This window comes from Actinomyces sp. HMSC08A09 (assembly GCF_001807465.1).
GTDB classification, from domain to species: Bacteria; Actinomycetota; Actinomycetes; order Actinomycetales; family Actinomycetaceae; genus Actinomyces; species Actinomyces oris.
On sequence record NZ_KV789133.1, the window covers coordinates 144,152 to 168,907 of the forward strand.

The 24,756-nt window shown below is 70.4% G+C and carries 18 protein-coding genes and 1 pseudogene; 10 read left to right on the forward strand and 9 right to left on the reverse strand.

The genetic code is table 11. The annotated features are described in order from the left end of the window. The 8 genes and pseudogenes from HMPREF3165_RS13865 to HMPREF3165_RS08935 all read right to left on the reverse strand — a co-directional run. Window positions 1–774, reverse strand: a pseudogene (locus HMPREF3165_RS13865) (hypothetical protein); the annotation flags it as partial. A 206-nt stretch (window positions 775–980) separates the two neighbouring features. Further along, the gene (gene trpA, locus HMPREF3165_RS08905) at window positions 981–1,856 is read right to left on the reverse strand and encodes a tryptophan synthase subunit alpha (RefSeq protein ID WP_070512584.1); all 876 of its coding nucleotides are present in this window, start codon (window positions 1,854–1,856) and stop codon (window positions 981–983) included. 1 nt (window position 1,857) lies between these two features. Then, window positions 1,858–4,125, reverse strand: coding sequence for a tryptophan synthase subunit beta (gene trpB, locus HMPREF3165_RS08910; RefSeq protein ID WP_070512587.1), 2,268 nt, complete (start codon window positions 4,123–4,125; stop codon window positions 1,858–1,860). A gap of 9 nt (window positions 4,126–4,134) precedes the next feature. Beyond that, complete coding sequence (trpD, locus tag HMPREF3165_RS08915) at window positions 4,135–5,223, reverse strand: anthranilate phosphoribosyltransferase (protein WP_070512589.1); 1,089 nt, start codon at window positions 5,221–5,223, stop codon at window positions 4,135–4,137. A 113-nt stretch (window positions 5,224–5,336) separates the two neighbouring features. Further along, a complete protein-coding gene (locus HMPREF3165_RS08920; protein ID WP_083303267.1) occupies window positions 5,337–6,044 on the reverse strand; it encodes an anthranilate synthase component II in 708 nt (235 codons plus the stop codon). A 3-nt stretch (window positions 6,045–6,047) separates the two neighbouring features. Next, entirely contained in the window at window positions 6,048–7,823 is a 1,776-nt protein-coding gene (locus HMPREF3165_RS08925; RefSeq protein WP_070512592.1) for an anthranilate synthase component 1, read from the reverse strand. 274 nt (window positions 7,824–8,097) lie between these two features. Next, window positions 8,098–9,699 carry a S8 family peptidase gene (locus HMPREF3165_RS08930; RefSeq protein ID WP_070512594.1) on the reverse strand — a complete coding sequence of 534 codons (1,602 nt, stop codon included), beginning with the start codon at window positions 9,697–9,699 and terminating at the stop codon, window positions 8,098–8,100. Between the two features lie 148 nt (window positions 9,700–9,847). Next, entirely contained in the window at window positions 9,848–10,336 is a 489-nt protein-coding gene (locus HMPREF3165_RS08935) for a VTT domain-containing protein (protein ID WP_083303268.1), read from the reverse strand. A 212-nt stretch (window positions 10,337–10,548) separates the two neighbouring features. On the opposite strand from HMPREF3165_RS08935, the gene lepA reads away from it, so the two are divergent. From lepA to HMPREF3165_RS08975, 8 genes are all read left to right on the forward strand, one after another. After that, entirely contained in the window at window positions 10,549–12,432 is a 1,884-nt protein-coding gene (gene lepA, locus HMPREF3165_RS08940; RefSeq protein ID WP_303771089.1) for a translation elongation factor 4, read from the forward strand. A gap of 95 nt (window positions 12,433–12,527) precedes the next feature. Beyond that, the gene (locus HMPREF3165_RS08945; protein ID WP_070512600.1) at window positions 12,528–13,343 is read left to right on the forward strand and encodes an MOSC domain-containing protein; all 816 of its coding nucleotides are present in this window, start codon (window positions 12,528–12,530) and stop codon (window positions 13,341–13,343) included. 76 nt (window positions 13,344–13,419) lie between these two features. Then, the gene (gene trmB, locus HMPREF3165_RS08950; RefSeq protein ID WP_070512601.1) at window positions 13,420–14,430 is read left to right on the forward strand and encodes a tRNA (guanosine(46)-N7)-methyltransferase TrmB; all 1,011 of its coding nucleotides are present in this window, start codon (window positions 13,420–13,422) and stop codon (window positions 14,428–14,430) included. Beyond that, complete coding sequence (locus HMPREF3165_RS08955; RefSeq protein ID WP_070512604.1) at window positions 14,427–15,743, forward strand: MFS transporter; 1,317 nt, start codon at window positions 14,427–14,429, stop codon at window positions 15,741–15,743. Before trmB ends, HMPREF3165_RS08955 begins: the two co-directional genes overlap by 4 nt. A 35-nt stretch (window positions 15,744–15,778) precedes the next feature. Beyond that, a complete protein-coding gene (gene hemW / locus HMPREF3165_RS08960) occupies window positions 15,779–17,026 on the forward strand; it encodes a radical SAM family heme chaperone HemW (protein WP_070512606.1) in 1,248 nt (415 codons plus the stop codon). A 707-nt stretch (window positions 17,027–17,733) separates the two neighbouring features. Continuing rightward, window positions 17,734–18,366, forward strand: a complete 633-nt coding sequence (locus HMPREF3165_RS08965) for a hypothetical protein (RefSeq protein WP_070512608.1) — start codon at window positions 17,734–17,736, stop codon at window positions 18,364–18,366. 154 nt (window positions 18,367–18,520) lie between these two features. Then, window positions 18,521–19,564 (forward strand): ferrochelatase, encoded by a 1,044-nt coding sequence (hemH, locus tag HMPREF3165_RS08970; RefSeq protein WP_070512611.1) that lies wholly within the window; start codon window positions 18,521–18,523, stop codon window positions 19,562–19,564. Between the two features lie 136 nt (window positions 19,565–19,700). Continuing rightward, the gene (locus tag HMPREF3165_RS08975; RefSeq protein ID WP_070512614.1) at window positions 19,701–21,122 is read left to right on the forward strand and encodes a sodium:proton antiporter; all 1,422 of its coding nucleotides are present in this window, start codon (window positions 19,701–19,703) and stop codon (window positions 21,120–21,122) included. A 76-nt stretch (window positions 21,123–21,198) separates the two neighbouring features. On the opposite strand, the gene HMPREF3165_RS08980 is transcribed toward HMPREF3165_RS08975, so the two are convergent. Beyond that, window positions 21,199–22,275, reverse strand: a complete 1,077-nt coding sequence (locus HMPREF3165_RS08980; RefSeq protein WP_070512616.1) for a DUF3097 domain-containing protein — start codon at window positions 22,273–22,275, stop codon at window positions 21,199–21,201. A 171-nt stretch (window positions 22,276–22,446) separates the two neighbouring features. Between HMPREF3165_RS08980 and hrcA the strand changes: the two genes are divergently transcribed. Next, window positions 22,447–23,532 (forward strand): heat-inducible transcriptional repressor HrcA, encoded by a 1,086-nt coding sequence (gene hrcA, locus HMPREF3165_RS08985; protein WP_070512618.1) that lies wholly within the window; start codon window positions 22,447–22,449, stop codon window positions 23,530–23,532. 91 nt (window positions 23,533–23,623) lie between these two features. Then, window positions 23,624–24,748 carry a molecular chaperone DnaJ gene (gene dnaJ / locus HMPREF3165_RS08990; RefSeq protein WP_070512620.1) on the forward strand — a complete coding sequence of 375 codons (1,125 nt, stop codon included), beginning with the start codon at window positions 23,624–23,626 and terminating at the stop codon, window positions 24,746–24,748. Window positions 24,749–24,756: the final 8 nt, after the last annotated feature.

Consider the following 24,756-nt stretch of genomic DNA (forward strand, 5'->3'; position numbering starts at 1 on the left):
GTCGTTCCGCGCCGTCATGGTGAAGCGGGACGTGTCCTTGGCGGCGCCGTCGACCGCGACCTCCTGGGTGGACACGGTGGCGTGAGCCTCGCTGGCAGCGGGCTTGTGGGCCGTCGCGGTGGGCGTGAGAACCGGGCTGCCCGTGGAGGTCGTGATCTTCGGGCTGAAGGTGTAGCTGCGTGCGTCCGCGCCGGGAGCCACGACTGTGGTCCCCAGGTCCAGGTCGAGATAGGAGCTCTGGTCCCGGGCGGAGTCGAAGTCGACCTCGTAGGTCAGGCTCAGGTGCTCAGGAGTGCAGGAAGCGGCTGTGACCGAACCGGCGCTGTCCCCGTGCTGGTTGTAGTACAGGTGGTCGAAGAAACCCAGGCCGGAGTCGGCCAGCTTCGATACGGGCTCGTCCTTGCCCCTGTCGATGTAGAAGGCACTGGTTCCGGCCACCCTGTCGCCGTCCGGGGAGGGACAGGACCAGGTCCACTGACCCGGCACGGAGTCGGCCTCAATGGTGACGGTGGTCGATGAGTTCGGGGCGATGGTGGAGGGGACTCGCACACCCCAGCTCAGACAGCCCTCGGCACTGTCGGAGCCGTGGCAGCCGGTACCGGCGGGATGATAGCGCCCCTCCACGGTGATTCCTGGGCTCGGGGCGGCGGTTGGGGCGGCTGCGCTCACCGGAGCGGCGACGGCGCCGACGGTGAGCAGGGGAAGAGCCATGGCGACACCCAGGAGGCGCCGCCACGGACGAGTGGATGGGAGAGATGGGACGTGCATGAGCATGCCTTTCACTGAAATGATCGGAAGGGACGCCGACCGGTCCTTTAATATATCTCTGAACACACTGCTATGGAAATGGTGCAGTGCTTCTTCTGCCGCGCTTTCCCTGCCTTCATGAAAGAAATAGACAAAGGTCGGTTGCACCCGGCTTTCGGTGCAACCGACCTTTGTCGTGGTTCTTCGCGGCTCGTCTGCCAGACTTCGCCCCGTCAGTGCGGGCGCGTGGCCTCCTTCATCGTCGCGGTGAAGGTGACCAGGTCACTGCGCAGCGCTCCGAGCGCGTAGTGACGACGCTCCTCGTTACCGCCTGCGCCGTTGTTGCTGCTGGCGGCCGCCATGATCTCGGGGGCGTAGCGCTCCACGATCTTGACCGTGGCCGATCCACTGATGGCGCCGTCGGCACCGGCTGCGATGGCCTCGGCGACCTGCTCGGGCGTGGAGATGCCGAAGCCCAGCATCACTGGTGCGGCGGCGTCGGCGCGCAGGCGTTCCACCGACTCGGCGAGCCCCACGGTGGAGGAGGCCCGCTCGGTGCCGGTCACCCCCACCCGGGAGACGGCGTAGACGTAACCGCGTGAGGCCGCCGCCACTGCGTCCAGAGTCTCGGCCGCGGCCGACGGCGGGGCGATGTAGACGGCGTCGACACCGGCCTCCTCGGCGGCCCGGCTGAAGGGGGCCGACTCGCGGATCGGGACGTCGGGCAGCAGCACCGAGTCGATGCCGGCCTGCGCGCACTCGGAGTAGAAGCGCTCCAGGCCCATGGCGAAGGGCACGTTGCCGTAGATGAGCATGCCGATGGGCAGCCACGGGTGGCGCCGGCGCACCCGCCGAACCACCTCCAGGCAGTCCTGGAAACCCACACCCGCGGCCAGGGCCCGCACATGCGCCTTCTGGATCGTGGGGCCGTCGGCGACCGGGTCGGTGAAGGGCACACCGAGCTCGAGGGCGTCGGCTCCACCGGCGATGAGCGCCTCGATGACGGCCTCGCTGGTGTCCGGGTCGGGGTCACCGACCATGACGAAGGGGACGAAAGCGCCCTCACCGCGCTCCCTGAGGGCGGCGAACATCGCGGGATAACGACTCATCTCAGAACTCCTCATCCGGGCCGGCGTCCGGGCTGGTGCCCCTGGCGGCGTTCAGACCCGCGTACTCGGTGCGCTTGCCCATCTGCTCCACCATGCGCGAGGCCCTGGCCACGGCGCCGTCAGAGGAGAAGGAGCCGCCCAGCCTCGCCTGCACCTGGTCGAGATCCTTGTCCCCACGGCCCGACAGGCACACCAGCAGGATCGGGGGCTCCTCGCCATCGGGCACCTGGCGGGCCATGGCCAGGGCCTGAGCCAGGGCGTGGGCCGACTCCACCGCGGGGATGATCCCCTCGTGGCGCGACAGCAGCCGGAATGCCTCGATCGCCTCGTCGTCACTGATGCCCACGTAGCGGGCCCGGCCGGTGTCCGACAGCCAGGCGTGCTCGGGCCCCACGCCCGGGTAATCCAGGCCCGCCGAGACCGAGAAGGACTCCTCGACCTGACCCTCCGAGGTGCGCATGAGGTAGCTGCGCGCCCCGTGGAGGATCCCCACCAGCCCCTTGTTGATGGGGGCGCCGTGGCGGGAGGTGTCCAGGCCCTCACCGGCCGGCTCAACCCCGATGAGCTCGACCCCGGGGTCGTCGATGAACTCGGCGAACATGCCGATCGCGTTGGAGCCGCCGCCCACGCAGGCGATGACCGAGTCCGGCAGCCGCCCCGTCAGGCCCAGGACCTGGGCGCGGGCCTCCCGGGAGATGACCCGGTGGTACTCGCGCACGATCGTGGGGAAGGGGTGCGGCCCGGCCGCCGTGCCCAGCAGGTAGTGGGTGTCGGCGAAGGAGGCCGTCCAGTCGCGCAGCGCCTCGTTGACGGCGTCCTTGAGCGTGCCCGCACCACTGTCCACCGGGACCACCGTGGCGCCCATGAGCTCCATGCGCTCGACATTGGGCGCCTGACGCACGACGTCGGTGGCCCCCATGTAGATGGTGCAGTCCAGGCCCAGCAGGGCGCAGACCATGGCGGTGGCCGTCCCGTGCTGGCCGGCGCCGGTCTCGGCGATGATGCGCCGCTTACCCATCCGCTTGGCCAGGAGGGCCTGCCCCAGAACCTGGTTGCCCTTGTGGGCGCCACCATGGACCAGGTCCTCGCGCTTGAGCAGGATGCGGGCATTGCCCTCCAGCGGCAGGTTGCGCAGCTCGGTGACCGCCGTAGGACGTCCCAGGTAGCGGGTCATGAGCGTCTCCAGCTCGGCGGCGAAGGCTGGATCGGCCTGGGCGTCGATGAAGGCGTCCTCGAGCTGGTCCAGCGCCGGGATGAGCAGCTCGGGCACGAACTGGCCCCCGTAGGGTCCGAAGAAGGCCGGCAGACGCGGGTGGTGCCCCGTCTCCTGGCCGTCCCGGTCCAGGGCCGACGACGACGTGCCCTCACCCTGAGGCAGCGGTACCGCGGTGGCCAGCTCCCGCGCGGCCTCGGCCGGATCCGGGGCTCCGGACAGGGACGAGCCCACCAGGAGGGCGTCCACCAGGCCCGACAGGCGCCGTACGTCCTCGGGAGCGCCGACCCCCGACTCACCCACAAGCACCACCCCGGCCGGGGCCAGGGGAGCCATCTCCTCGGTGCGCGCCAGATCCGTGTCCAAGGTGCGCAGGTCGCGGTTGTTGATGCCGATGACCTCCGCCCGCAGGGCTGAGGCACGATGCATCTCCTGAGGCGTGGAGACCTCCGTGAGCACCTCCATGCCCAGGCTGTGAGCCAGCTCGGCCAGCTCGCGATAGACGTCGTCGGGCACCACCGAGAGCATGAGCAGGACCGCGTCCGCCCCCAGGCTGCGAGCCGCCAGCACCTGGACCTCATCGACGATGAAGTCCTTGCACAGGACGGGCACGTCCACCACCTCGCGCACAGCGGCCAGGTCGTCGAAGGAGCCATTGAAACGATCGGGCTCGGTGAGCACTGAGACCGCGGCCGCGTAGGGCGCGTACTGGGCGGCCAGCGAGGCCGGGTCGTAGTCGGAGCGGATGGTGCCGCGTGAGGGCGAGGCCGCCTTGCACTCCATAATGAGGGCCGGCTGCGGGCTGCGACCCTGGCCGCTACGGGTGCGCAGGGCGGCCGCGAAGGAGCGCTGCGAGCGCTCCAGGTCCTCGGCTCTCAGGTGCCCGAAACGGGCGCGCAGCTCATCAATGCGCTCGCGGCGCGCCTGGACGATCGAGTCCAGGACGGTGCCCGTGGCGATGAGACGCGCCTCGACCGGCTCACGGTGGGTGCGCTCGCCAGGGCCTGCGCCATCGGGTGACGCGGCGGGGACGGGGGCGGTGTCGGGGGTGGTCACGGCTTCTCCTCAGGCCGTCTCAGTGGCGAGGTCACTGGCTTTGGTCATGGACTCCAGGTGGCGGGCCACGCCACCGGAAAGGATCTGCTCCAGGGCCGCCGCAGTGCCGTCGGCGAGGCTGCCGGCCCGGCCGGTGAGGTACAGCAGGGCACCGGCATTGACGGCAATCGCGTCGCGGTGGGCGGGCCGTCCCTCACCCGAGACGGCCTCGCGCAGCAGGCGGGCGTTGTCGGCCGGCTCCCCGCCCAGCAAGTCGGCCAGCTCGTAGGCGGGCACGCCCAGGTCCGCAGGCGTGACCTCATAGGCCCGCACCCCGTCGGGCGTCGCCTCACGCACAAGAGTGGGGCCGTGGACGGCGATCTCGTCCAGGCCCGAGCCGTGGACCACGAGCGCGCGCTCGCGCCCCAGCTGGACCATGGCCTCAGCGATCATGTCCAGCATGCCCGGGTCCCACACGCCCATGAGCTGGAAGGTCAGGTGTGCCGGGTTCACCAGCGGCCCCAGGACATTGAAGATCGTGGGCGTGGCCAGCGCCTTGCGCACCGGGGCCACGTGCCGCATCGCCGGGTGGTAGGCCTGGGCGAACAGGAAGGTGAAGTGGTCACGGGCCAACAGCTCGACCGCCGTGGCCGGCTCCACGTCCAGCGGCAGCCCCAGCTCGGCGATGACATCGGCCGCCCCCGTCTTGGAGGACACGGCCCGGTTGCCGTGCTTGGCCACCGCGACCCCCAACGAGGCGGCCACCAGGCCCGCCCCCGTGGAGATGTTGATCGTGCCCACGCCGTCGCCCCCGGTGCCCACGACGTCCACCAGCGGGAAGGACACCGACGGGAAGTCCCGGGCCACCTGGCGGAAGGCGCTCGCGGCTCCGGCGACCTCCTGGGGCTCCTCACCGCGGGCGTGCAGCGCCGCCAGCAGCGCCGCCGTCTCCACCTCGGACAGCTCGCCGGCGCCCAGGGCCGCGAAGACCGTGGAGGCCTGCTCGCGGCTCAGGCGCCGTCCCTGCACCACCTCTCGCAGCAGCTCGTGCGCCTCCTGCGCCGTGGCGGCAGGCGCGGCCTGCGCAGCGGCCGGGGCCGCGCTGTTGGTCTGACTCATCGGTCTGTAGCTCCTTCGCAGGTGGTTGAGGCTGGTCGAGCGTCCGGGGGTGATTCTGCCCGAACGGCGGCTCCGACGTCGGTATGTGCGGGCTGACGGCGCGCAGGCGTGGCTCAGGGGGTCCGGGCCAGGCCGGTGGTGACGGCCTTGAGCAGGGCCGGGCCCTGTGGGGTGAGGATCGACTCGGGGTGGAACTGCAGCCCGATCGCGGGCAGCGACCGGTGCCGGGCCGCCATGACGATGCCTCCGCTTGGGTCCTCATCTGTCGGGGTAGTCCGGGCAAGGCTGACAAGTGCCTCAGGAAGTGTGCGCGTGCCCAGGGAGTGGTAGCGGGCCACGTCCAGCGGACCGCCGTCGAGGACCGCGAAGGCCTCGTCCGCGCGTCCTGCCTCAGTGACCTCGAGGCGGTCGGAACGGCCGTGGACCGGGCCGACCGGGGCGACCCGCCCGCCACAGGCCTCGACCAGGGCCTGGAACCCCAGGCAGATGCCCAGCGTGGGAATCGCCTCGTCCAGGGCGGTGGCGACGAGCTCCATGAGGCAGCCCGACGTCGCCGGGTAGCCCGGCCCGGGGGACAGGCACAGGACCGGGCGTCGTCCTGCCTGGCGCTCGGCCTCGGTGGGCTCCAGGGCGGCGAGCACCCGGGAGGCCGGCACGTTGTTGCGGTAGACCTCGATCTGGGAGCCGAGGGTCGCGAACTGGTCGACGAGGTTGTAGACGAAGGAGTCGCGGTTGTCGAGCAGAACCACTCGAGCCGGTGCCGATGCCTCGGCACGACTCCCGGTGGCCTGCGCGGTGCTCTGGCTGCTGGTGAGGGGCATGGCTCAGGCCTCCTTGCTGGTTTGGCTGCTGGTCCGGCTGCCGGTCTGGTCGATGACGAGGGCGGCGCCCTGCGCGGCGGCGACCGCTTCCAAGACGGCGCGGGCCTTGTGGACGGTCTCGGCGGCCTCGGCGGCCGGGGAGGAGGCCGCCACGATACCGGCCCCGGCCTGAACCAGGGCGGTGCCGGCAGAGACGAAACCGGAGCGGATGACGATGCAGGTGTCCAGCTCCCCGTCACCGCGGATGTCCCCCACCGAGCCGCCGTAGGAGCCGCGACGCACGCCCTCGGCCTGGCGGATGAGCTCGGCGGCCCGCAGCTTGGGGGCCCCGGTGAGGGTGCCCATCGTCATGGAGGCGCGGAAGGCGTCCAGGGCGTCGAGGTCCTCGGCCAGCTCACCGGAGACCTCCGAGACCAGGTGCATCACCCGGCTGTAGCGGTCCACGCGCAGCAGGTCCTGCACACTGCGGGTGCCCGGACGGCTGACCCGGGCGACGTCGTTACGGGCCAGGTCCACGAGCATGACGTGCTCGGCGACCTCCTTGGCGTCGGTGCGCAGCTCCAGCTCCAGGCGGGTGTCGCGCTCGTGGTCCACCGAGCCGTCGGGGTGCAGCCCGCGCGGCCGGGTCCCGGCGATGGGGCGGATGGCGACCCGGCCGCTGCGCACCGAGTACAGCAGCGCCGACTCCGGGGAGGCGCCGAAGAGCTCGAAGTCCGGGGCAGCCAGGTAGAACATGTAGGGGCTGGGGTTGGCGTGGCGCAGCACGTGGTAGGCGGCCAGCGCGTCGGGGCAGTCAATGGTGAAGCCGCGCGAGGGCACCACCTGGTAGACGTCGCCGTCGGCGATGTATCCGCGCATCTCCTCCACGACCGCCTCGAAGTCGGCGTCGGAGACGGTGGGCACCGCGTGCAGGACGGGGGAGTCGGGGCCACCGGCCGGTGCCGGTGCCTCAACGGCTGTGTCGGCAGCTGCGTTGGCGGCTGTGTCGGCGCTGTCGGCTGGGTCCTCGGTCCCGTCGATGGCGGCGGCCAACGCCTCCATGCGCCGCTCCAGGTCGGCGGCGTCGACCGAGGCCCCCACCAGGGTCGCCTCCTGGGTGGGGTGGTCGACGACCAGGATGATGCGGGCGTCGTAGAAGAGGTAGTCGGGGCAGGTGTTGGCGCCCTGGGCCACTTCGGGCAGGGATTCGAAGGTGGACAGGTAGTCGAAGGCGAAGGCCCCCGCCTCCAGCGGCAGGTGGGGGTGGTCGACCTCTGCGCGGGCCAGGAGGCGCAGCGGCTCGATCGTGGACAGGGCGGTGAGCCGCTCGCGCTCCTCGATGGACGGGTCGTCGTCGCAGATCGTGGGCAGGCTCAGAGTCAGCCGGCCGGGGCGGCGGTCGGTGACGTGCTCGGCCAGCCCCGCCTCAAGACGCGCCAGAGCCGCCAGACCATCGGCTCCGGGGCCCCCTCCGTCGACGGCGTCCAGCGCCTCAGCCATCACGGTCCCGCCCCAGCACGTCAGCCTGGCCGAGGCCTCCAGGACGGCGACCGTGGTACGCGAGGCCTTGGTCGTGATGTCGGCGCTCTCCAGCAGAACGCAGTCCACCGGCCGCACGGAGCCGCCCTGCGCGGCCAGGCCCGCAGTGGTGCGCAGCAGACCGGAGCGAGTCAGCTGCTCCAGCAGGGCACCGCCGTCGGCGTGGTAGCGCACTGAGCGCGTCAACACAGTGGGTGAGACGGTGGGCAAGGCGGCTGACGGTGCGGCCTCGGGGGCAGTGTCTGGCACGGTGGGTGACATGGGGCCTCTTTCCTGAGATCGGGGTTCAGGCGGGCCTCTCACTCATGCGTCGGGCGGGCCCGCGGTGAGCGAGCCGGAAGGTCCTAACGCGTCAGGATGATGGCGGCTCGCCTCGAGGGGAGCCACCACCACTGGCGGTCACGGAACGCTGTCATGACACCGAGGGTAGAACGAGGTCGTGACGTGACCAAATCGTCGGCCGGAGATGAGACGCCTGCCCGCACCTGTCGTGTGGCGTGCACAGGCATCGGTGCGGCTCAGGTGCTCGTCCGCGTCAGTTGCCCAGGCGGAGGGTTCTTCCACCGGTGGTGGCACTGGGCTTGGCGCTGGGCTTGCTGCTGGGTTTGGCGCTCTTGCTGCTCGCCTCGGCGACGGCGGAGGCCGCATTGACGATGCCGGCGCCGCAGGACTTCTGGTCGCACGTGGACAAGGGGGTGGCCGTGTTCTGCAGGATGGTGACGATCTCCGTGGTCTTCAGATCGGGGTTGGCGGACAGCATCAGCGCGATGGTGCCGGAGACGTGGGGAGCCGCCTGACTGGTGCCCACCATGTCGGAGTAGCCGATGCTCCGAGGCACAGTCTGCGACTCATCGGTCGTGGACAGGATCTTCGGGCTGTTCTTGTCGCTGTCTCCACCGGGGGCGGAGATCTCGACGGTGTCACCGTAGTTCGAGAAGGACGAGCGGGTCCCGGTGCTCGTCGTGGCACCGACGGTGATGACGTTCTCGCAGCTGGCAGGGGCGGCGTTTCTGGCGTCCTCATTATTGTTGCCGGCGGCCGCCACGACGATGGAGCCGCGTTCGACGGCAGCATTGATGGCCCTCTGGTAGAAGCGAGGGCAGACGCGGGCGCCGCCCACGCTCAAGTTGAGGATCTGGGCGGGGTTCTTGTTGGCCGGTGCGCCGTTGACCTTGCCGCCCGAGGCCCAGGTGATGGCGTCGACGATATTGGCGCTCTCGCCACCGCAACGACCCAGGGCGCGGACGGGCACGATCTTGGCGTCCGGGGCGACACCTGCCACACCATCGCCGTTGTTCGTGCGCGCCGCAATGGTCCCGGCAACATGGGAGCCGTGCCAGGACGACGGCCGGCCCCTATCGGCTCCGTTCGGGGCGGGGCACTCACCCGGTTCGTTCCAGTCGCCCTCGTCGTAGGGGTCGGCGTCGTAGCCGTCGTTGTCACGGGCTCTCTTGGCGTCGGAGATGAAGTCGTAGCCGGGCAGGAGCTGACCCTCGAGGTCCGGGTGGTCGGTCAGGACGCCGTTATCGATGACGGCGACCGTGACGCCCTTGCCGGTGGACTGCGACCAGGCGTTGGTGGCGTTGATCCCGTAGGAGCCCGAGGTCATGTCCCACTGCTCGGAGAAGTAGGGGTCGTTGGGGACATTGCTGTCCTGGGTGGAGGTATTGCCCAGGGCGGTGACGTGCAGATCGGGCTCGACGGCCTCGATACCGTCGGCGGCCTCGAGCGTGGAGATGAACTCCTTGACCTGATCCACGGTGAGCTTGTCACTCAGCTTCACGGCAGCCGTGCTCATGGCGTGAGCGGTCACGCTCTCCAGCTTGACCGAGAACTTGCCCGCGGCGGCGGTCAGCGCCTCCTTGTCCTTGGCGGGCAGAGAGTTGAGGACGTTCTCTCCGTAGGCCTTCGCGGAGGCGATGACCTTGCCCGCCGCCGAGTTCTCGGCGTAAGAGATGATGAAGCGGTCACTGGGCTCGGTGACCTTCGCCGCGTTGCCGTGGGCCGAGGCCGATGCCGCAGCGGTGGCCTTGTGTCCGCCGAGGACTCCGGCGCGAACCAGGCCGACGGCGATGAGACAGACTGTCGCGACGGAGGCGACGACGATGAGCAGGACGCGTTTTCTGCTGAGGGTCATGGTGGGGAGGCTTTCGGTAGGGACGTCTCGGGACAGGGAGTGCACAGGAACCCCGAATGCGACGATTCTGGCATGAGACGGCGGAAAACTCCCACCGGTGAGTGTGGGGAGGCCTCCCCAGTGGGCTCTGGGGACGGAGCTGCCCGGGTCAGACGCGCTCGCGGCGCCCGCCGCCCCGGCCACCGCGCATGACCCGACTGCGGCGAATGACCACGACAAGCGCCAGGGCCGTGAGCATCAGGAGGCAGATGAGACGCCCTGTCGGTCCGGTCAGCCAGGCCGTCAGGATCGCCATGCCGATGGTCGTGTAGACGGCGGCCCAGGCGATCGCCCCGGCGGCCGTGGCCGCCACGTAGCGGCGCAGCGGCATGCGGGCCACTCCCGCGGAGAGCTGGATGACGCTCTGGATGCCGACGGTCAGGAAGGACACCGGCACTGCCAGCACGCCCCAGCGCGCCGACCACGCCTGGGCGCGGGCGTACACGGGGGACTCGAGCAGTGAGACCCACCGGGTGCGTGCAGTGCCCGCCGTGATGCCCCGGCCGATCCAGTACATGGTGTGCGAACGCATCATGGCCAGGCACCAGAAGAACAGGAAGACCCAGGGATAGGGCAGGGAGTGGATCCGTTCCAGCATGCGAGGAAGGCTAACCTAAGTCGATCGGTGCCCGGTGGCGGGCTCGCCTATGCCCGTGCTTACGCCTGCGCCCGCGGGAGGCGTGGGGAACCGGCGCGTGGCCGCACCTCACACTGTGGGTTGGCCCGGCGGGCTGGGGCGGCGGGCCGCCGTCGTGGGAGACTTGGGCCAGACCCATGCCGGATATGAGGAAGAGCCAGGAACCGATCTCCGTGTCACCGATCCCCACACCAGAGCAGATGACCAGCGTCCAGCCCGCCGCCACCGAGCAGGCCCGGCTGCGCAACTTCTGCATCATCGCGCACATCGACCACGGCAAGTCCACCCTGGCCGACCGCATGCTCCAGGCCACCGGCGTCGTCCAGCCCCGCGACATGCGCGCCCAGTACCTGGACCGCATGGACATCGAGCGCGAGCGCGGCATCACCATTAAGTCCCAGGCCGTGCGCATGCCCTGGGCCATCGAGGGCGACGACGGCGTCACGCGCGCCTACGCCCTCAACATGATCGACACCCCCGGGCACGTCGACTTCTCCTACGAGGTCAACCGCTCCCTGGCGGCCTGCGAGGGCGCGGTCCTTCTGGTCGACGCTGCCCAGGGCATCCAGGCCCAGACCCTGGCCAACCTCTACATGGCCATCGAGGGGGACCTGACCATCATCCCGGTCCTCAACAAGATCGACCTGCCCGCCGCCGAGCCGGAGAAGCACGCTGAGGAGATCGCCTCCCTCATCGGCTGCGACGTCGACGACGTCCTCAAGGTCTCGGGCAAGACCGGGCAGGGCGTGCCCGAGCTGCTCGACCGGATCGTCGAGACCGTCCCGCCCCCGCACGGCGACCCCGAGGCCCCGGCCCGCGCCATGATCTTCGACTCCGTCTACGACACCTACCGCGGTGTGGTCACCTATGTGCGCGTCGTCGACGGCGCCCTCAAGCCCCGCGAGCGCATCGAGATGCTCTCCACCAAGGCCGTCCACGACCTGCTGGAGATCGGCGTCATCAGCCCCGAGCCCACGCCGTCGGCCGGACTGGGGGCCGGCGAGGTCGGCTACCTCATCACCGGGGTCAAGGACGTGCGCCAGTCCAAGGTCGGTGACACGGTCACCTCCGCGGCGGCCCCGGCCGACGAGCCCCTGTCGGGATACCAGGACCCCAAGCCCATGGTCTTCTCCGGACTGTTCCCGGTGGACGGCTCGGACTTCCCGGCCTTGCGCGACGCCCTGGACAAGCTCAAGCTCAACGACGCCGCCCTGACCTACGAGCCGGAGACCTCCGTGGCCCTGGGCTTCGGCTTCCGCTGCGGCTACCTGGGCCTGCTGCACCTGGAGATCATCCGCGAGCGCCTGGAGCGCGAGTTCAACCTGGACATCATCTCCACCGCCCCCTCCGTGGTCTACGAGGTGACGATGGAGGACCGCAGCACGCACACGGTGACCAACCCCAGCGAGTTCCCCGAGGGCAAGGTCTCTGCCGTCTCCGAGCCGGTGGTGCGGGCCACGATCCTGACCCCCAGCGAGTTCGTGGGCACGGTCATGGAGCTGTGCCAGTCGCGTCGCGGCACCATGCAGGGCATGGACTACCTTTCTGAGTCGCGCGTGGAGATGCACTATGTGCTGCCGCTGGCGGAGATCGTCTTCGACTTCTTCGACGCCCTGAAGTCGCGCACCCGTGGCTACGCCTCCCTGGACTACGAGGCGGACGGCTCCCAGGACGCCAACCTGGTGAAGGTCGACATCCTGCTCAACGGGGACAAGGTGGACGCCTTCAGCGCCATCGTCCACCGCGACTCGGCCTACTCCTACGGCGTCATGATGACCAAGCGTCTCAAGGACCTCATCCCGCGTCAGCAGTTCGAGGTTCCCGTGCAGGCGGCCATCGGCACCCGCGTCATCGCCCGCGAGACCATCCGGGCGCTGCGCAAGGACATGCTCGCCAAGTGCTACGGCGGTGACATCACCCGTAAGCGCAAGCTGCTGGAGAAGCAGAAGGAGGGCAAGAAGCGCATGAAGGCCATCGGCCGGGTCGAGGTGCCTCAGGAGGCCTTCATCGCGGCCCTCGGCGCGGACACTCCCACCGGCGCCAAGCCGGGCAAGTAGCGCAGCCTGCGGGCACGAGCAGGGGCGAGCAGGGCTGAGTAGGACCGAGTAGGACCAGGACGGTGCCGGCGGACGACGGAAGGACGGTTGCGGACATGAGTGACACGAGCAGGCAGACCACGGTCGACGCTGCCCTGAGCGATGACGGCTCCGGGCTGGTCCTGACCCGGGAGCTGGCCCGGGTCCTGGGGGAGCCCCACGCGGGCGCGGACGGGCGCCACCAGGACGAGCCCTCACCGTTCCACGACGGCGACCTGGTGGGGACCGTCGGCGCGGTGTGCACTGTCAAGGGGCTGCGGCCCGACGCCGGAGCGGCGGGTGTCTCAGCGATCCATAAGGGCGCCGTCGACGGGCCGGTTGAGGTGAGCCGGACCGGGATCGTCACCGACAGGCACGGGGACCGCGCCCACCACGGGGGCAGTGACAAGGCCCTCTACGTCATGAGCGCCGCTGAGCAGCGGCACTGGTCCGAGGTCCTGGGAGGTATCGAGCCGGGGCGGCTGGGGGAGAACCTCCTCATCGAGGGCGATATCGACGACGTGGAGATCGGCGCGATCCTGTCCATCGGCGACCCGAGCAACGCAGGACTGCGGGTCAGGGTGACCGGTGTGCGCAACCCGTGCGCCACCTTCGCCCGCGGTGTGGGCCGTGCGGACTGGGTGGAGGTCTTCTCGGCGCGCAACCGAGTGGGCGTCTACCTGGCGGTGCTCACCGAGGGGACGGTGCAGGCCGGCGACGAGGTGCGCGTGGTCTCCTCCCCGGGGCACCGGGTCACCTGCCGGCGCTGGTTCGCCCACCACGACCCGCGCGACGCCCAGAAGCTGCTCAACTCCGAGATCTTCGGCAACTGCGTCATCGCCGACTTCACCAAGAAGTACGTGCGGGCCGCCGCCCACGAGCAGGTCGGCTGACGGCGCCGCTCAGTGCCGGACGGCCCCGGGCAGACGGTTTCGAGACCTCACAGAAGTAAAGGACGCAAGGCTCCGCATGGCTCAGCACCACCCGCCCCGCTCCCACGCCATCCACTCCAGGGTGCGCTCCTTCTCGCGCGCCGGCGGCAGGCTGCGCCCCGTCCAGGCCGAGGCCCTGGCCCAGCTCGGCCCCCGCTACGTGGTCGACGTGCCGCGGGCCGACGCCGTGCGCACCGTGTCCCCGAGCTTCCGCCTCGATCCGGAGAAGGTCTTCGGGCACATGGGGCAGGTGCGGCCGCTGATCGTCGAGGTCGGCTCGGGCAGCGGTGAGGCGCTCCTGGCGCATGCAGCCGCCCACCCGGGGGTGGACTACCTGGCGGTGGAGGTCTGGGAGACCGCCATCGCCCGCCTGGTGACCTCGATCCACCGTCAGGGCCTGCACAACGTGCGCGTCGTCCCCGCCGACGCCTCCCAGCTGCTGGCCACGGCCCTGCCGGTGTCCTGCGCCAGTGAGGTGTGGGTGTTCTTCCCCGACCCCTGGCGCAAGCCCCGCCACCGCAAGCGCCGCCTGGTGACCACGGCCTTCGCCGACTCGGTGGCGCGGGTGCTGCGTCCCGGCGGGGTGTGGCGCCTGGCCACCGACTGGGCGGACTACGCCTGGCAGATGCGCGACGTCATCGAGGCCGTGGCGGCGCTGCCCACGGGCCTGCGCCCGGACATCACCCTGCCCTACTTCCGGCACGACGACGCCGGTGCCCGCCCCGACCTGGGGGCCGAGACTGCCGATGAGGACAGCCTGGGCAACGGCCTGGACCCCGGATCCCCGGCGGGCGTGCGCGGCGGGTGGTCGCCCCGTTACGAGGGTCGGGTCATGACCCGCTTCGAGCAGCGGGGCCTGGATGCCGGGCGCACGATCCGCGACCTGACCGCCGTGCGCACCGAGGCGGCCTGGATCCCCGAGCGGGGCGCCTCCATGCTGGATCACCTCGAGGCCGAGGGGCAGGTCTGGAACCACCTGGAGTCCCAGCCCTGGCGCCTGCGTGAGGGGCGCGGCGACGGCCTGCTGCACCCGGCGGACCGGTCGTGAGCGCAGCTGCCAGGCTGCCCCGCCGGGCCTGGCTCATGGTCATTGTCGCCGGCTTCCTCGGGTTCTGCGCGGTCCTGCGGGCACCGGTCGGCGTCATCCCGCCCCTGCTGACGCGCCTGGGGCAGGACCTGGGGATGGGGGAGGTGGCGCGCGGCGCACTGACCTCCGTACCGATCCTGTGCTTCGGGCTGCTCACCCCGCTGGCCTCGATGGTGGTGCGCCGTGTCGGCATCAACACCGCGGGCCTGCTCACCCTGGTCATGGCTCTGGCCGGGGCGCTGCTGCGCTCGGCCGGCACCACCTGGGCGGCCTTCGCCGGCACCGTCATCATCGGGGCGGGGCTGACGGTGGGCAACCTGGTGGCGCCCATGGTCATCGGCCGCGACTTCTGGCACCGCACCTCACTCATGACGGGCCTGTACTCCTCGACCTGCAATGTCATCGTCACCGCTGCCACCGCCCTGGCCGTGCCGCTGGCCCTCCTCATCGGCTGGCAGGGCTCGGCCGCCGCCTGGACCGCCATCCCGGTACTGCTGGCCGGTGCCATGTGGCTGTGGGTCTTCCCTCCCGGCAGCCAGGCGCCCCGGCGGAGTCTGCGGGAGCGGTCGGGCATGACCTCCTGGGTGACGGAGCGCTCCCTGGCCCGTCCGACGTCGTCGACCGGTGCCGCCGTCTGGAAACGTCCCCTGACCTGGGTGATGGCGGTGGCCTTCGCGGCCCAGACCTTCTCCTACTACGCGATCTCGGGGTGGCTGCCCACGGCCCTGGTCGACCAGCTCTCCATGAGCGAGTCCGGTGCGGGAGTGGCCGCCTCCGTGTTCTCCCTGCTGGGAATCGTGGGACCCCTGCTGGTCCCGGTCATGTTCGAGGCGCTGGGGTGGCCGGCCAGCAGGGTCCTGGGCGTCATCTGCGCCTGCTGGCTCATGCTGCCGGTCTGCCTGACGGTGGCCCCCGCCTACTGGTTGGTGCCCTGCATGCTCTCCGGGATTGCGCAGGGAGCCTTCTTCGCCGCCCTGTTCACCCTGGTCATCCGCCGTTCGGAGTCCGTTGACGAGAACCGCCGGACCACCGCGGTCATCCAGACGACCGGCTACTGCCTGGCCGCCGTCGGCCCGGTGGTGATGGGCTGGATCCATGAGCACAGCGGCGGCTGGGTGGCCCCTTTCGTCATGGTGGCGGGGGTGCTGGTGCTCATGACCGTGTGCGCCCAGATCGCGGCCCGCGCCGGCGACTCCGGTAGGCCTGAGCCGGCCATTCCCGCCGGCGTCCTGTCCGGCGACGACGAGCAGGCCGAGCAAGGCGGCGACCAGTGAGCCCGGCCCAGCCAGTGGGGGAGCCACTGCCGGGGATGGGGGAGCTGCCGGTGCAGGTGGCCGCCTCCGCACCGGACGGCAGTGAGCGCCCGTTCTCGGTGTACCTGCACGTGCCCTACTGCCGGGTGCGTTGCGGCTACTGCGACTTCAACACCTACACGAACCTGGCCATGGGGCAGGGCGCCTCGGCCGAGGACTTCGTGGGAACCCTCGCCGGCGAGCTGCGCGCCGCCCGCCGCGCCATGGACGAGGCGGGCCTGCCGGTGCGCGCCGCGCAGACCGTCTTCGTGGGCGGAGGAACCCCCACCATGCTGCCCGCCGCCGACCTGGTGAGCATGCTGGATCTGGTGCGCGAGTGCTTCGGGCTCGCGGCAGACGCGGAGGTGACCACGGAGGCCAACCCGGACTCCGTGGACGAGGCCGGCCTGGCGGCCCTGGCCGAAGGCGGCTTCACCCGCGTCTCCTTCGGCATGCAGTCGGCCGTGCCCCACGTGCTGAAGGTCCTGGAGCGCACCCATGAGCCTGCCCGGGTGCCCCGCGTGGTGGAGTGGGCGCGACGGGCGGGCCTCAGCACCTCGCTGGACCTCATCTATGGGGCGCCGGGGGAGTCCCTGGAGGACTGGCAGCGCTCCCTGGACGCGGTGACCCGCATCGGCCCGGACCACGTGAGCGCCTACGCCCTGGTCATCGAGGAGGGCACTCGCATGTGGGGGCAGGTCCGCCGCGGGGAGCTGCCGATGCCCGAGGACGACGACGAGGCCACCAAGTACGAGATGGCTGACGCTGCCCTGGGACAGGCCGGCTACGAGTGCTACGAGATCTCCAACTGGGCTCGGCCCGGCTCTGAGTGCCGTCACAACCAGGCCTACTGGCTCGACTGGGACTGGTGGGGCGCCGGGCCCGGAGCCCACTCCCACCTGGGGGACGTGCGCCTGTGGAACACCAAGCATCCGGTCGCCTGGGCCGGGCAGATCGCCACTGGTCACCTGCCCGTGGCCGGACACGAGGTCATCGACGCCGACTCCCGCGAGCTGGAGCGGATCATGCTGGGCATCCGCCTGCGTGAGGGCATCGAGCTGGCGAGCCTCGGGGACCGGGCAGGCGACGCTTTGTCGGACCGGCCCGATGCCGCCGGAGCCACCCCGTGGCACCTGGTGCCCGTCGTGGCCGGCCTCGTCGGCGATGGACTCCTCGACGCCGGCGCGGCACTGAGAGGCCGGGCGGTCCTCACCCTGCGCGGCCGTCTCATGGCCGACACCGTCACCCGCGCCCTGACCCAGTGAGCCCGAAGCCGATCCGAACTTCTGGTAGGTTAGGGTTTCGATCTGCAATCGAAGGAATTCTGACCGCGCTTTCCATCTGGCTCAAGCGCGTACTTGCGGCTCTCATTATTCTAGGGCCGATCGGAGCAGTTCTTAATCGTTTTTCGCAGCCCGGTGGAAACTGCGGGAGAGCCAGCAGATGGGGCAGTAAGTGGTGTCGCGTGGCGCGTCGAGGGCATCTCCTGGGCGCCACCACGGAGATCGTCTTCACGCCCCGCTTCAGTAGGATGAAGGTCCTTGCCGTGAGTAGACAGGTGCGGGCCGCTCACGATCTACCCCTGCTGATGTCTTGATATTTTCAGTGTAGTGCCAGGGAGTTGTGGCAATCTGACGGGATGACTACTCCACAGTATCCAGGTTACCCAGACGACGGTTCCCAAGTTGGTGGCGTCCCTCAGGGAGCAGGTTCCCCCGGCTACGGGCCGCAACCAGGCTACGATCCCCAGGCCGGGAGCGTTCCGGGCTACGGAGCACAGCCCGGCTACGGGGCTGGCCCCGACCCTCAACAGCAACCCGGCTATGGCCCTCAGCCCGGGGCGACGCAGGGATACGGACCTCAACCCGCTGCCGGTCCGGACTACGCCTCCCAGCCGGGGGCGGTCCCGGGCTACGGTCCCCAGCCCGGTATGGGCACCGGTGGAGGGATGCCTCTTTATCCTCCAGGTGCGATGGGAGGGGCGCCGCTGAGCGTCGGTGACGGCATGTCCTGGGCGTGGTCCAAGTTCAAGGAGAATGCGCTCATTCTCGTTGTGGGTATGGGCCTGTGGACTGTTCTTTCCAGCTTCACTGTAGAGGCCCACTACACTGTCAACGGAGAGGAGCACGGCTTCGGCCTGGGAGTTCCCTTCGGAACCTATATCGCCTTAGCCATTGGTCTCTTCGCTAGTATCGTGACCACTCACATGGCGATCAAGGTGGCCACCGGGAGGCCCTTGGCCTGGGGTGACCTGTTCACGTTCCCGAACTTCGGTGCGAGCCTTCTCGCGGCTTTTCTCACGTGGCTCGCCACGTCCGTGGGCTCCCTCCTGTGTGCTGTTCCGGGCATTATCGCGGCCTTCCTCTTCCACTATTCGGTGTACTTCACTGTGGACAAGGGGATGGACGGCATCGCAGGAATGAAGGCGTCCTGGGCCACCCTGTCCAGTCATGTCGGAGAGCTCTTCCCCTTCGCTCTGACCGGTGTTGGCCTCTACATTCTCGGCGCGATCACACTGATCGGCTGGCTGGTGACGGTCCCGCTGGTGATGTTGCTCTCCGCCTACTCCTACGTGCGCATCCAGGGCTACGACGTCGTTCGCTGACCTCATCTCCCCCAGTCTCCTTCGCGCCCCGCCAGCTCCAGCCGGCGGGGCGCGGACTTGTTGCGAGCTGGAGGGCGCACCCGCTCGGCTAGAGTGAGGCCGACGTCGCTCAACGTCGTCGTCGAGAACGATCCTTCCCCTCCCAAGGTTATCCGTGCCCCTGAGCCCCACCGCCCCTGGCCCGCGTGATGCGGGCGAGCGCCCCGTCCTCATCCTGGCGAACCTCGGCACGCCGGCGGCCCCCACGGCCAGAGCCGTCCGGCCCTTCCTGCGGGAGTTCCTCTCCGATCGCCGGATCGTCGAGATGCACCCCCTCCTGTGGCGGCCCGTCCTGGAGGCCATCATCCTGCGGGTGCGCCCTCGCGCGTCGGCGGCGAAGTACGCCACCATCTGGCGCCCCGGCGAGGAGACCAGTCGCTCGGGCTCCCCGCTCATGCACTACAGCGAGCGCCAGGGCGAGCTGCTCCAGGACGGGCTCGGCGAATCGGTCCAGGTGCGTATCGCCATGCGCTACGGGCAGCCGGCCCTGCGCCGCGTCATGGGTGAGCTCATGGAGGCCGGCTGCCGCAGGATCGCCCTCATCCCGCTCTACCCGCAGTACGCCGCATCCTCGGCCGGCACCGTCGTTGACGAGGCCGCTCGCTTCATCCTGGCCTCCCGGAACCAGCCCGAGCTGCGCACCGTCCGCTCCTTCGAGACGGCGCCCGCCTATATCGAGGCCCTCGCCACCGCCCTGGAGCAGCACTGGCAGGTCCACGGCCGCCCCGACCCGGCCGCCGGCGAGCGCCTCCTGCTGTCCTTCCACTCCATCCCCCGGGCCATGCATGACGCCGGAGACCCCTACCGCTCCGAGTGTGAGCGCACCGCCCAGCTCCTCTCCCGGCGGCTCGACCTGCCTGACGGCCTCGCCCGGCTCACCTTCCAGTCCGTCTTCGGGCCCGCCGCCTGGATCGGGCCGGCCACCATTGACACGGTCGGCGAGCTCGGTCGCGCCGGCTGCCCCCGCCTGGACGTCATCTGTCCCGGCTTCGTCTCGGACTGCCTGGAGACTCTCGAGGAGATCAACCAGCTCAACCGCGAGACCTTCACCACTGCCGGGGGCGGCAGCTTCCACTACGTCCCCTGGGGCAACGACTCCGACGGCGCCATCGCCGCCCTGGCTCAGCAGGCCAGAAAGGTGCTGGCCGGCTGGATCTGAGCCCGGCGCGGCCCCGTTGGCCGCAGCAGGCCGGAAAGTCGGTCTCAGCACGAGAGACCACAGGCCCTCACCGGGGAAACTGATGCCCGGGACGGTATGGTGACGCGAACAGTCCCGATTCTGTGAGGAAATTGCCGTGCATCTTGAGTGGTGGTCCGTCCTGCCCTTCGCGGGCATGCTCGCCTGCATCGCCGTCCTGCCGCTGATCCCGGCCACGGCCCACTGGTGGGAGAAGCACTCCAGCCAGTTGACCGTCGCCGTGGGCCTGGGGGTGTCGGTGGCCGCCTGGATGTGGGTCGCCCTGGGCTGGACGTCCGTCTTCGCCGCCGTGGTGGAGTACGTCCAGTTCATCTGCCTGCTGCTGGCCCTGTTCGTCGTCTCCGGAGGTATCTTCCTCAAGGGCGACATCCGGGCCACGCCCCGCAACAACACGATCTTCCTGGCCATCGGCGGAGTCATCGCCTCCTTTGTGGGCACCACCGGCGCCGCCATGCTCCTCATTCGGCCCCTGCTGGCCACCAACAAGGAGCGCCACTACCGGGTGCACACGGTGCTGTACACGATCTTCATCGTGGCCAACTGCGGCGGCCTCCTCACGCCCCTGGGCGACCCGCCCCTGTTCCTGGGCTTCCTGCGCGGGGTTCCCTTCACCTGGACCTTCAACCTTCTGCGCGAGTACCTCTTCGTCAACGTCATGCTGCTGGTGAGCTACTACGCCCTGGACTCCTACTACTACTCCCAGGAGCCCGCCAAGGCCGTGCACGACGACGACACCGAGATCGAGCCCCTGGGCCTCAAGGGCTCGCTCAACTTCGTCTTCTTCGCCGTCATCATCGCCGCCGTCGCCTTCGCCCCCTCCGTTGACGCTCATGCCATCGAGGAGGGGCACGCCGCCCTGGGCGATTGGATCCCCGTGCGCGAGTTCATCATGCTGGGCTCCGCGACCGGCTCCTACTTCCTGGGCAGCCGTGAGGTCCGCTTCAAGGACAACCAGTTCACCTGGGGCCCCATCGCCGAGGTCGCCATCCTGTTCATCGGCATCTTCCTCACCATGATCCCGGCCCTGCACTACCTCGACGAGGTGGCCGGCTCGCTGCCGCTCAACGAGGTCACCTTCTTCATCTTCACCGGCGGGCTCTCCTCCGTCCTGGACAACGCCCCCACCTACGCGACCTTCTTCGAGATGGCCGGCAAGGTCTCCCACCCCGGCGGCGCCGACGTTGCCGGGATTCCCGAGCTCTACCTCGTGTCCATCTCGCTGGGCGCCGTCCTGTGCGGAGCCATCACCTACATCGGCAACGGCCCGAACTTCATGGTCAAGTCCGTCGCAGAGTCCGACGGCGTCGAGATGCCGAGCTTCGGCGGCTACGTGGGGCGCTCCATGAAGCACCTGGTGCCGATCATCGCCGCCATGGTCCTGCTCTTCATCGCCCCGGGCCTCCTGTGGAAGGCCCTGGGCGGAGTGCTCACCGTGGGGCTGCTGGCGCTCGACGCCCGCCTGCTGTCCCAGTCCCGCCGCCTGGCCCTGGCCGACCAGGCCGAGGCCGCTGAGGGCTGAGCCGCCCTGCCCTCACCCGGCCCGTCTCCGGACTCGGCCGCGCTGAGCCCCTTTTCGCTCCACGGGCGGGAGGGGCTCAGCGTGTGCCCGGGGCGGTGACGAAGTCGATGAGCTCCTCCATGCGGCCCAGCAGGCTTGGCTCGAGGTCCTTGTAGGAGCGCACCGTCGCCAGGATGCGTTGCCAGCCCCGGGCGATATCGGCCTGGGTGGCGTGCGGCCAGCCCAGGGCCTCCAGGGTGCCGTGCTTGATGTCGGTGCCCCGCGGGATGTCCGGCCAGCGCTCCAGACCCACTCGGGCCGGCTTGACCGCCTGCCATACGTCCACATACGGGTGCCCCAGGACCAGCACGTTCTCCCCACCGGGCATCTCGGACACCCGCTGGGCGATCCGCGACTCCTTGGAACCGGCCACCAGATGGTCCACCAGGACGCCGGCCCGCCGCTCGGGGGCCGGACCGAAGTCGGCCATGACCTCCTCAAGGTTGTCGACGCCGTCGAGCATGAGGACGACGACGCCCTCGTGGCGCAGGTCGTCACCCCAGACCTTCTCCACCAGCTCGGCGTCGTGCTTGCCCTCCACCCAGATCCGCGAGGCGCGCGCCACCTTGGCCCGCTCACCCTCAACCGCGTAGGAGCCCGAGGCCGTCAGCCGCCTGCCGGCGGCGCTCACCGCACCGGTGGGCTTGCGCTTGCGTGCCACGGGCGGGTCCAGGATCACCGGGCGGCCCTCGATCCAGAACCCCGGCCCCAGGGCGAAGCCGCGGCGCACACCGTGGCGGTCCTCCAGGACCACGACGTGCTGGCCGCCCGACTTCTCCACCGCCACCGCGGCCCCGACGAAGCCGGTCTGGCGGTCCTCGACCACCAGTCCCGGCGTCACCGGCACGTGCACCGACTCCGGACGGATGGCGCCGGGTCCCGTGCGGTGCGGGTTCACCGACAGCACGTCCCCGCCGTAGCGGTCGCTCGACGACGGCCTGCGGGCGGCGGACCTGCTCGCAGCCGCCCCGCCGCGCGAGCGCGAACCGGCCGGGGCGCCCTGCGCCTGCTGCTTCTGCTCGGCCTCGGCGCGAGCCCTCAGGGCGGCTCGGCGGGCGGCGGTCGATCCGGGAACAGGGGAGCGGTACGGGGTGGGCGTGTTCACCCTCGGCACGGTAGGGGAAACTCACGGTCCACCGGCGGTGGACCCGCCGGACCACAGCGTAGGATGGCACTCACGTGGGGTGAGTGCTAATCGCTGGCCGCACCCCACCGGTGTGCGGGCGGCCTGCCGCCTGATACCGGCACTGATCGCGTTTCGGCACTGATGAGGGGAGGAGGACCCGTGGCCAACGACCGACGTCTCAAGGTCCTGTCCGCCATCGTCACCGACTACGTGCGCACGCGCGAGCCCGTGGGGTCCAAGGCCCTCGTGGAGCGCTACCGCCTGGGCGTGTCCCCGGCAACCATCCGCAACGACATGGCGGCCCTGGAGGACGAGGGCTACATCCACCAGCCGCACACCTCGGCCGGGCGCGTGCCCACCCAGAAGGGCTACCGGCTCTTCGTCGACGAGGTCGCCCGCATCAAGCCCCTCTCAGCGCCCGAGCGCGCCGCCATCACCGCGCTCCTGTCCGGAGCGGTCGACCTGGAACAGGTCGTGGCCCGCACCGTGCGGGCCCTGGCTCAGCTCACCGGCCAGCTCGCCATCGTCGAGTACCCCAGCCTGCGTTACGCGGCCCTCCAGCACCTCGAGCTCGTGGCCCTGGGGCCCGAGCGCGTCCTTCTGGTCATCATTACCGACACCGGGCGTGTCGACCAGCGCACCGTGACCCTCAGGTCGAGGGGCTCCCTGAGCTCCCGCCATGACGGGGGCTTCGATATCGCCGATGTCGTCGACCCCCTCGTCCTGGAGCGCCTGCGCACCCGGCTCAACGGCGCCCTCGCGGGCCGCCGCGCCGCCGACGTCGCCCCGATCCTGGCGGCCCTGGCCGAGCAGGCGTCCGCCGACGAGCGCTTCCTGCTCGAGGCCGTCTCCGACGAGCTCATCACCGCCCTGCGCCCCGACGCGGAGGAGCGGCTCGTCGTCGCCGGGACCGCGAACCTGGCCCGCGCCACCCCCGACTTCTCCTCCCTGGGGCCCCTCCTGGACGCCGTCGAGGAGCAGGTGGTGCTGCTGCGCCTGTTCACCGCCGCTGACGGCGCCCCGGCCGGCGAGAACCGGATGCGCGTGAGCATCGGCTCGGAGAACAACGACGACGCCCTGGCCGAGGCCTCCGTCGTCACCACCACCTACGGGCCGGGCACCGGTGAGGCCGTCGCCCACCTCGGGGTCATCGGCCCCACCCGCATGGACTACCCGGCCACCATGACCGCTGTCCGGGCCGTGGCCCGCTACCTGTCCCGGTTCCTGTCCCCGCCGGAGACGTGAGAACCGGCCTGCCCGACCCGCCCCAAGCGGCCCGGCCGGGCACGCCCCCAGACCACCACCGCAGAAGTCGTAGCCGTAAAGGAAGAACGCAGTGAGCAACTACTACGAGGTCCTCGGCGTCAGCCGCGACGCCAGCCCCGAGGAGATCAAGAAGGCCTACCGCAAGAAGGCCCGCCAGCTGCACCCCGACGTCGCCGGCCCCGGCCACGAGGACGAGTTCAAGGAGGTCTCCTCCGCCTACGAAGTCCTCTCCGACCCCGACAAGCGCCAAATGTACGACCTGGGCGGGGAGGACGCCGTGCGAGGCGGCGGCGGATTCGGCGGAGGGTTCGCCGGAGCCGACTTCGGCGACCTGGGCGGCATCTTCCAGTCCTTCTTCGGCGGGGGAGCGGCCAGCCGCGGACCGGCCTCCCGGGCCCGCCGCGGCCAGGACGCCCTCGTGGCCGTGGACGTGGAACTCTCCGACGTCGCCTTCGGAGCGACCCGGTCGGTCCCCATCGACACCTACGTCACCTGCACCGCCTGCGACGGCTCCTGCTGCGCACCGGGCACCGAGCCGGTCACCTGCTCCCAGTGCAACGGGGTCGGCAACGTCCAGCGCATGACCCGCACCCTGCTGGGACAGGTGATGACCTCCTCGCCCTGCCCGGGCTGCCAGGGCTACGGCACCGTCATCGTCACCCCTTGCAAGGACTGCTCCGGCGAGGGCCGCACCCGGGTGCGCCAGGACCTGGAGGTCTCCATCCCCGCCGGGGTGTCCACCGGGACCCGTATCCGCATGTCGGGGCGCGGCGAGGCCGGCCCGGCCGGTGGCCCTAACGGCGACCTCTACCTGGAGATCCACGAGAAGCCGCACGAGTTCCTCGAGCGCGACGGTGACGACCTCTACACCGAGCTGCGCGTGCCCATGACCGCGGCCGCCCTGGGTGCCGTCTTCCCGCTGCAGACCCTCGACGGCGAGCAGAACGTCACCGTCAAGGCCGGCAGCCAGCCCGGCGACGAGGTCGTCCTCGACGGCCTGGGCGTGGGACGCCTGCGCCGCAAGGGCCGCGGGGACCTGCACGTGTCCATCGTCGTGGAGACCCCCACGCGCCTGGACGACCGTCAGCGTGAGCTGCTGTCCGAGCTGGCCCGCCTGCGCGGGGAGGACGACGTCGAGCCCGTGCGCGACTCGAGTGTCATGGGCAAGCTCAAGGAGCGCTTCTCCGGGCGCTGAGCAGGCGA

Excerpts from the sequence above, each read along its gene's own strand:
- trpA (WP_070512584.1), bottom strand. The coding sequence starts at position 1,856 with ATGAGTCGTTATCCCGCGATGTTCGCCGCCCTCAGGGAGCGCGGTGAG.
- trpD (WP_070512589.1), bottom strand. The coding sequence starts at position 5,223 with ATGAGTCAGACCAACAGCGCGGCCCCGGCCGCTGCGCAGGCCGCGCCT.
- HMPREF3165_RS08920 (WP_083303267.1), bottom strand. The coding sequence starts at position 6,044 with ATGCCCCTCACCAGCAGCCAGAGCACCGCGCAGGCCACCGGGAGTCGT.
- HMPREF3165_RS08925 (WP_070512592.1), bottom strand. The coding sequence starts at position 7,823 with ATGTCACCCACCGTGCCAGACACTGCCCCCGAGGCCGCACCGTCAGCC.
- HMPREF3165_RS08930 (WP_070512594.1), bottom strand. The coding sequence starts at position 9,699 with ATGACCCTCAGCAGAAAACGCGTCCTGCTCATCGTCGTCGCCTCCGTC.
- HMPREF3165_RS08935 (WP_083303268.1), bottom strand. The coding sequence starts at position 10,336 with ATGCTGGAACGGATCCACTCCCTGCCCTATCCCTGGGTCTTCCTGTTC.
- HMPREF3165_RS08945 (WP_070512600.1), top strand. The coding sequence starts at position 12,528 with ATGAGTGACACGAGCAGGCAGACCACGGTCGACGCTGCCCTGAGCGAT.
- trmB (WP_070512601.1), top strand. The coding sequence starts at position 13,420 with ATGGCTCAGCACCACCCGCCCCGCTCCCACGCCATCCACTCCAGGGTG.
- hemW (WP_070512606.1), top strand. The coding sequence starts at position 15,779 with ATGGGGGAGCTGCCGGTGCAGGTGGCCGCCTCCGCACCGGACGGCAGT.
- HMPREF3165_RS08965 (WP_070512608.1), top strand. The coding sequence starts at position 17,734 with ATGGGAGGGGCGCCGCTGAGCGTCGGTGACGGCATGTCCTGGGCGTGG.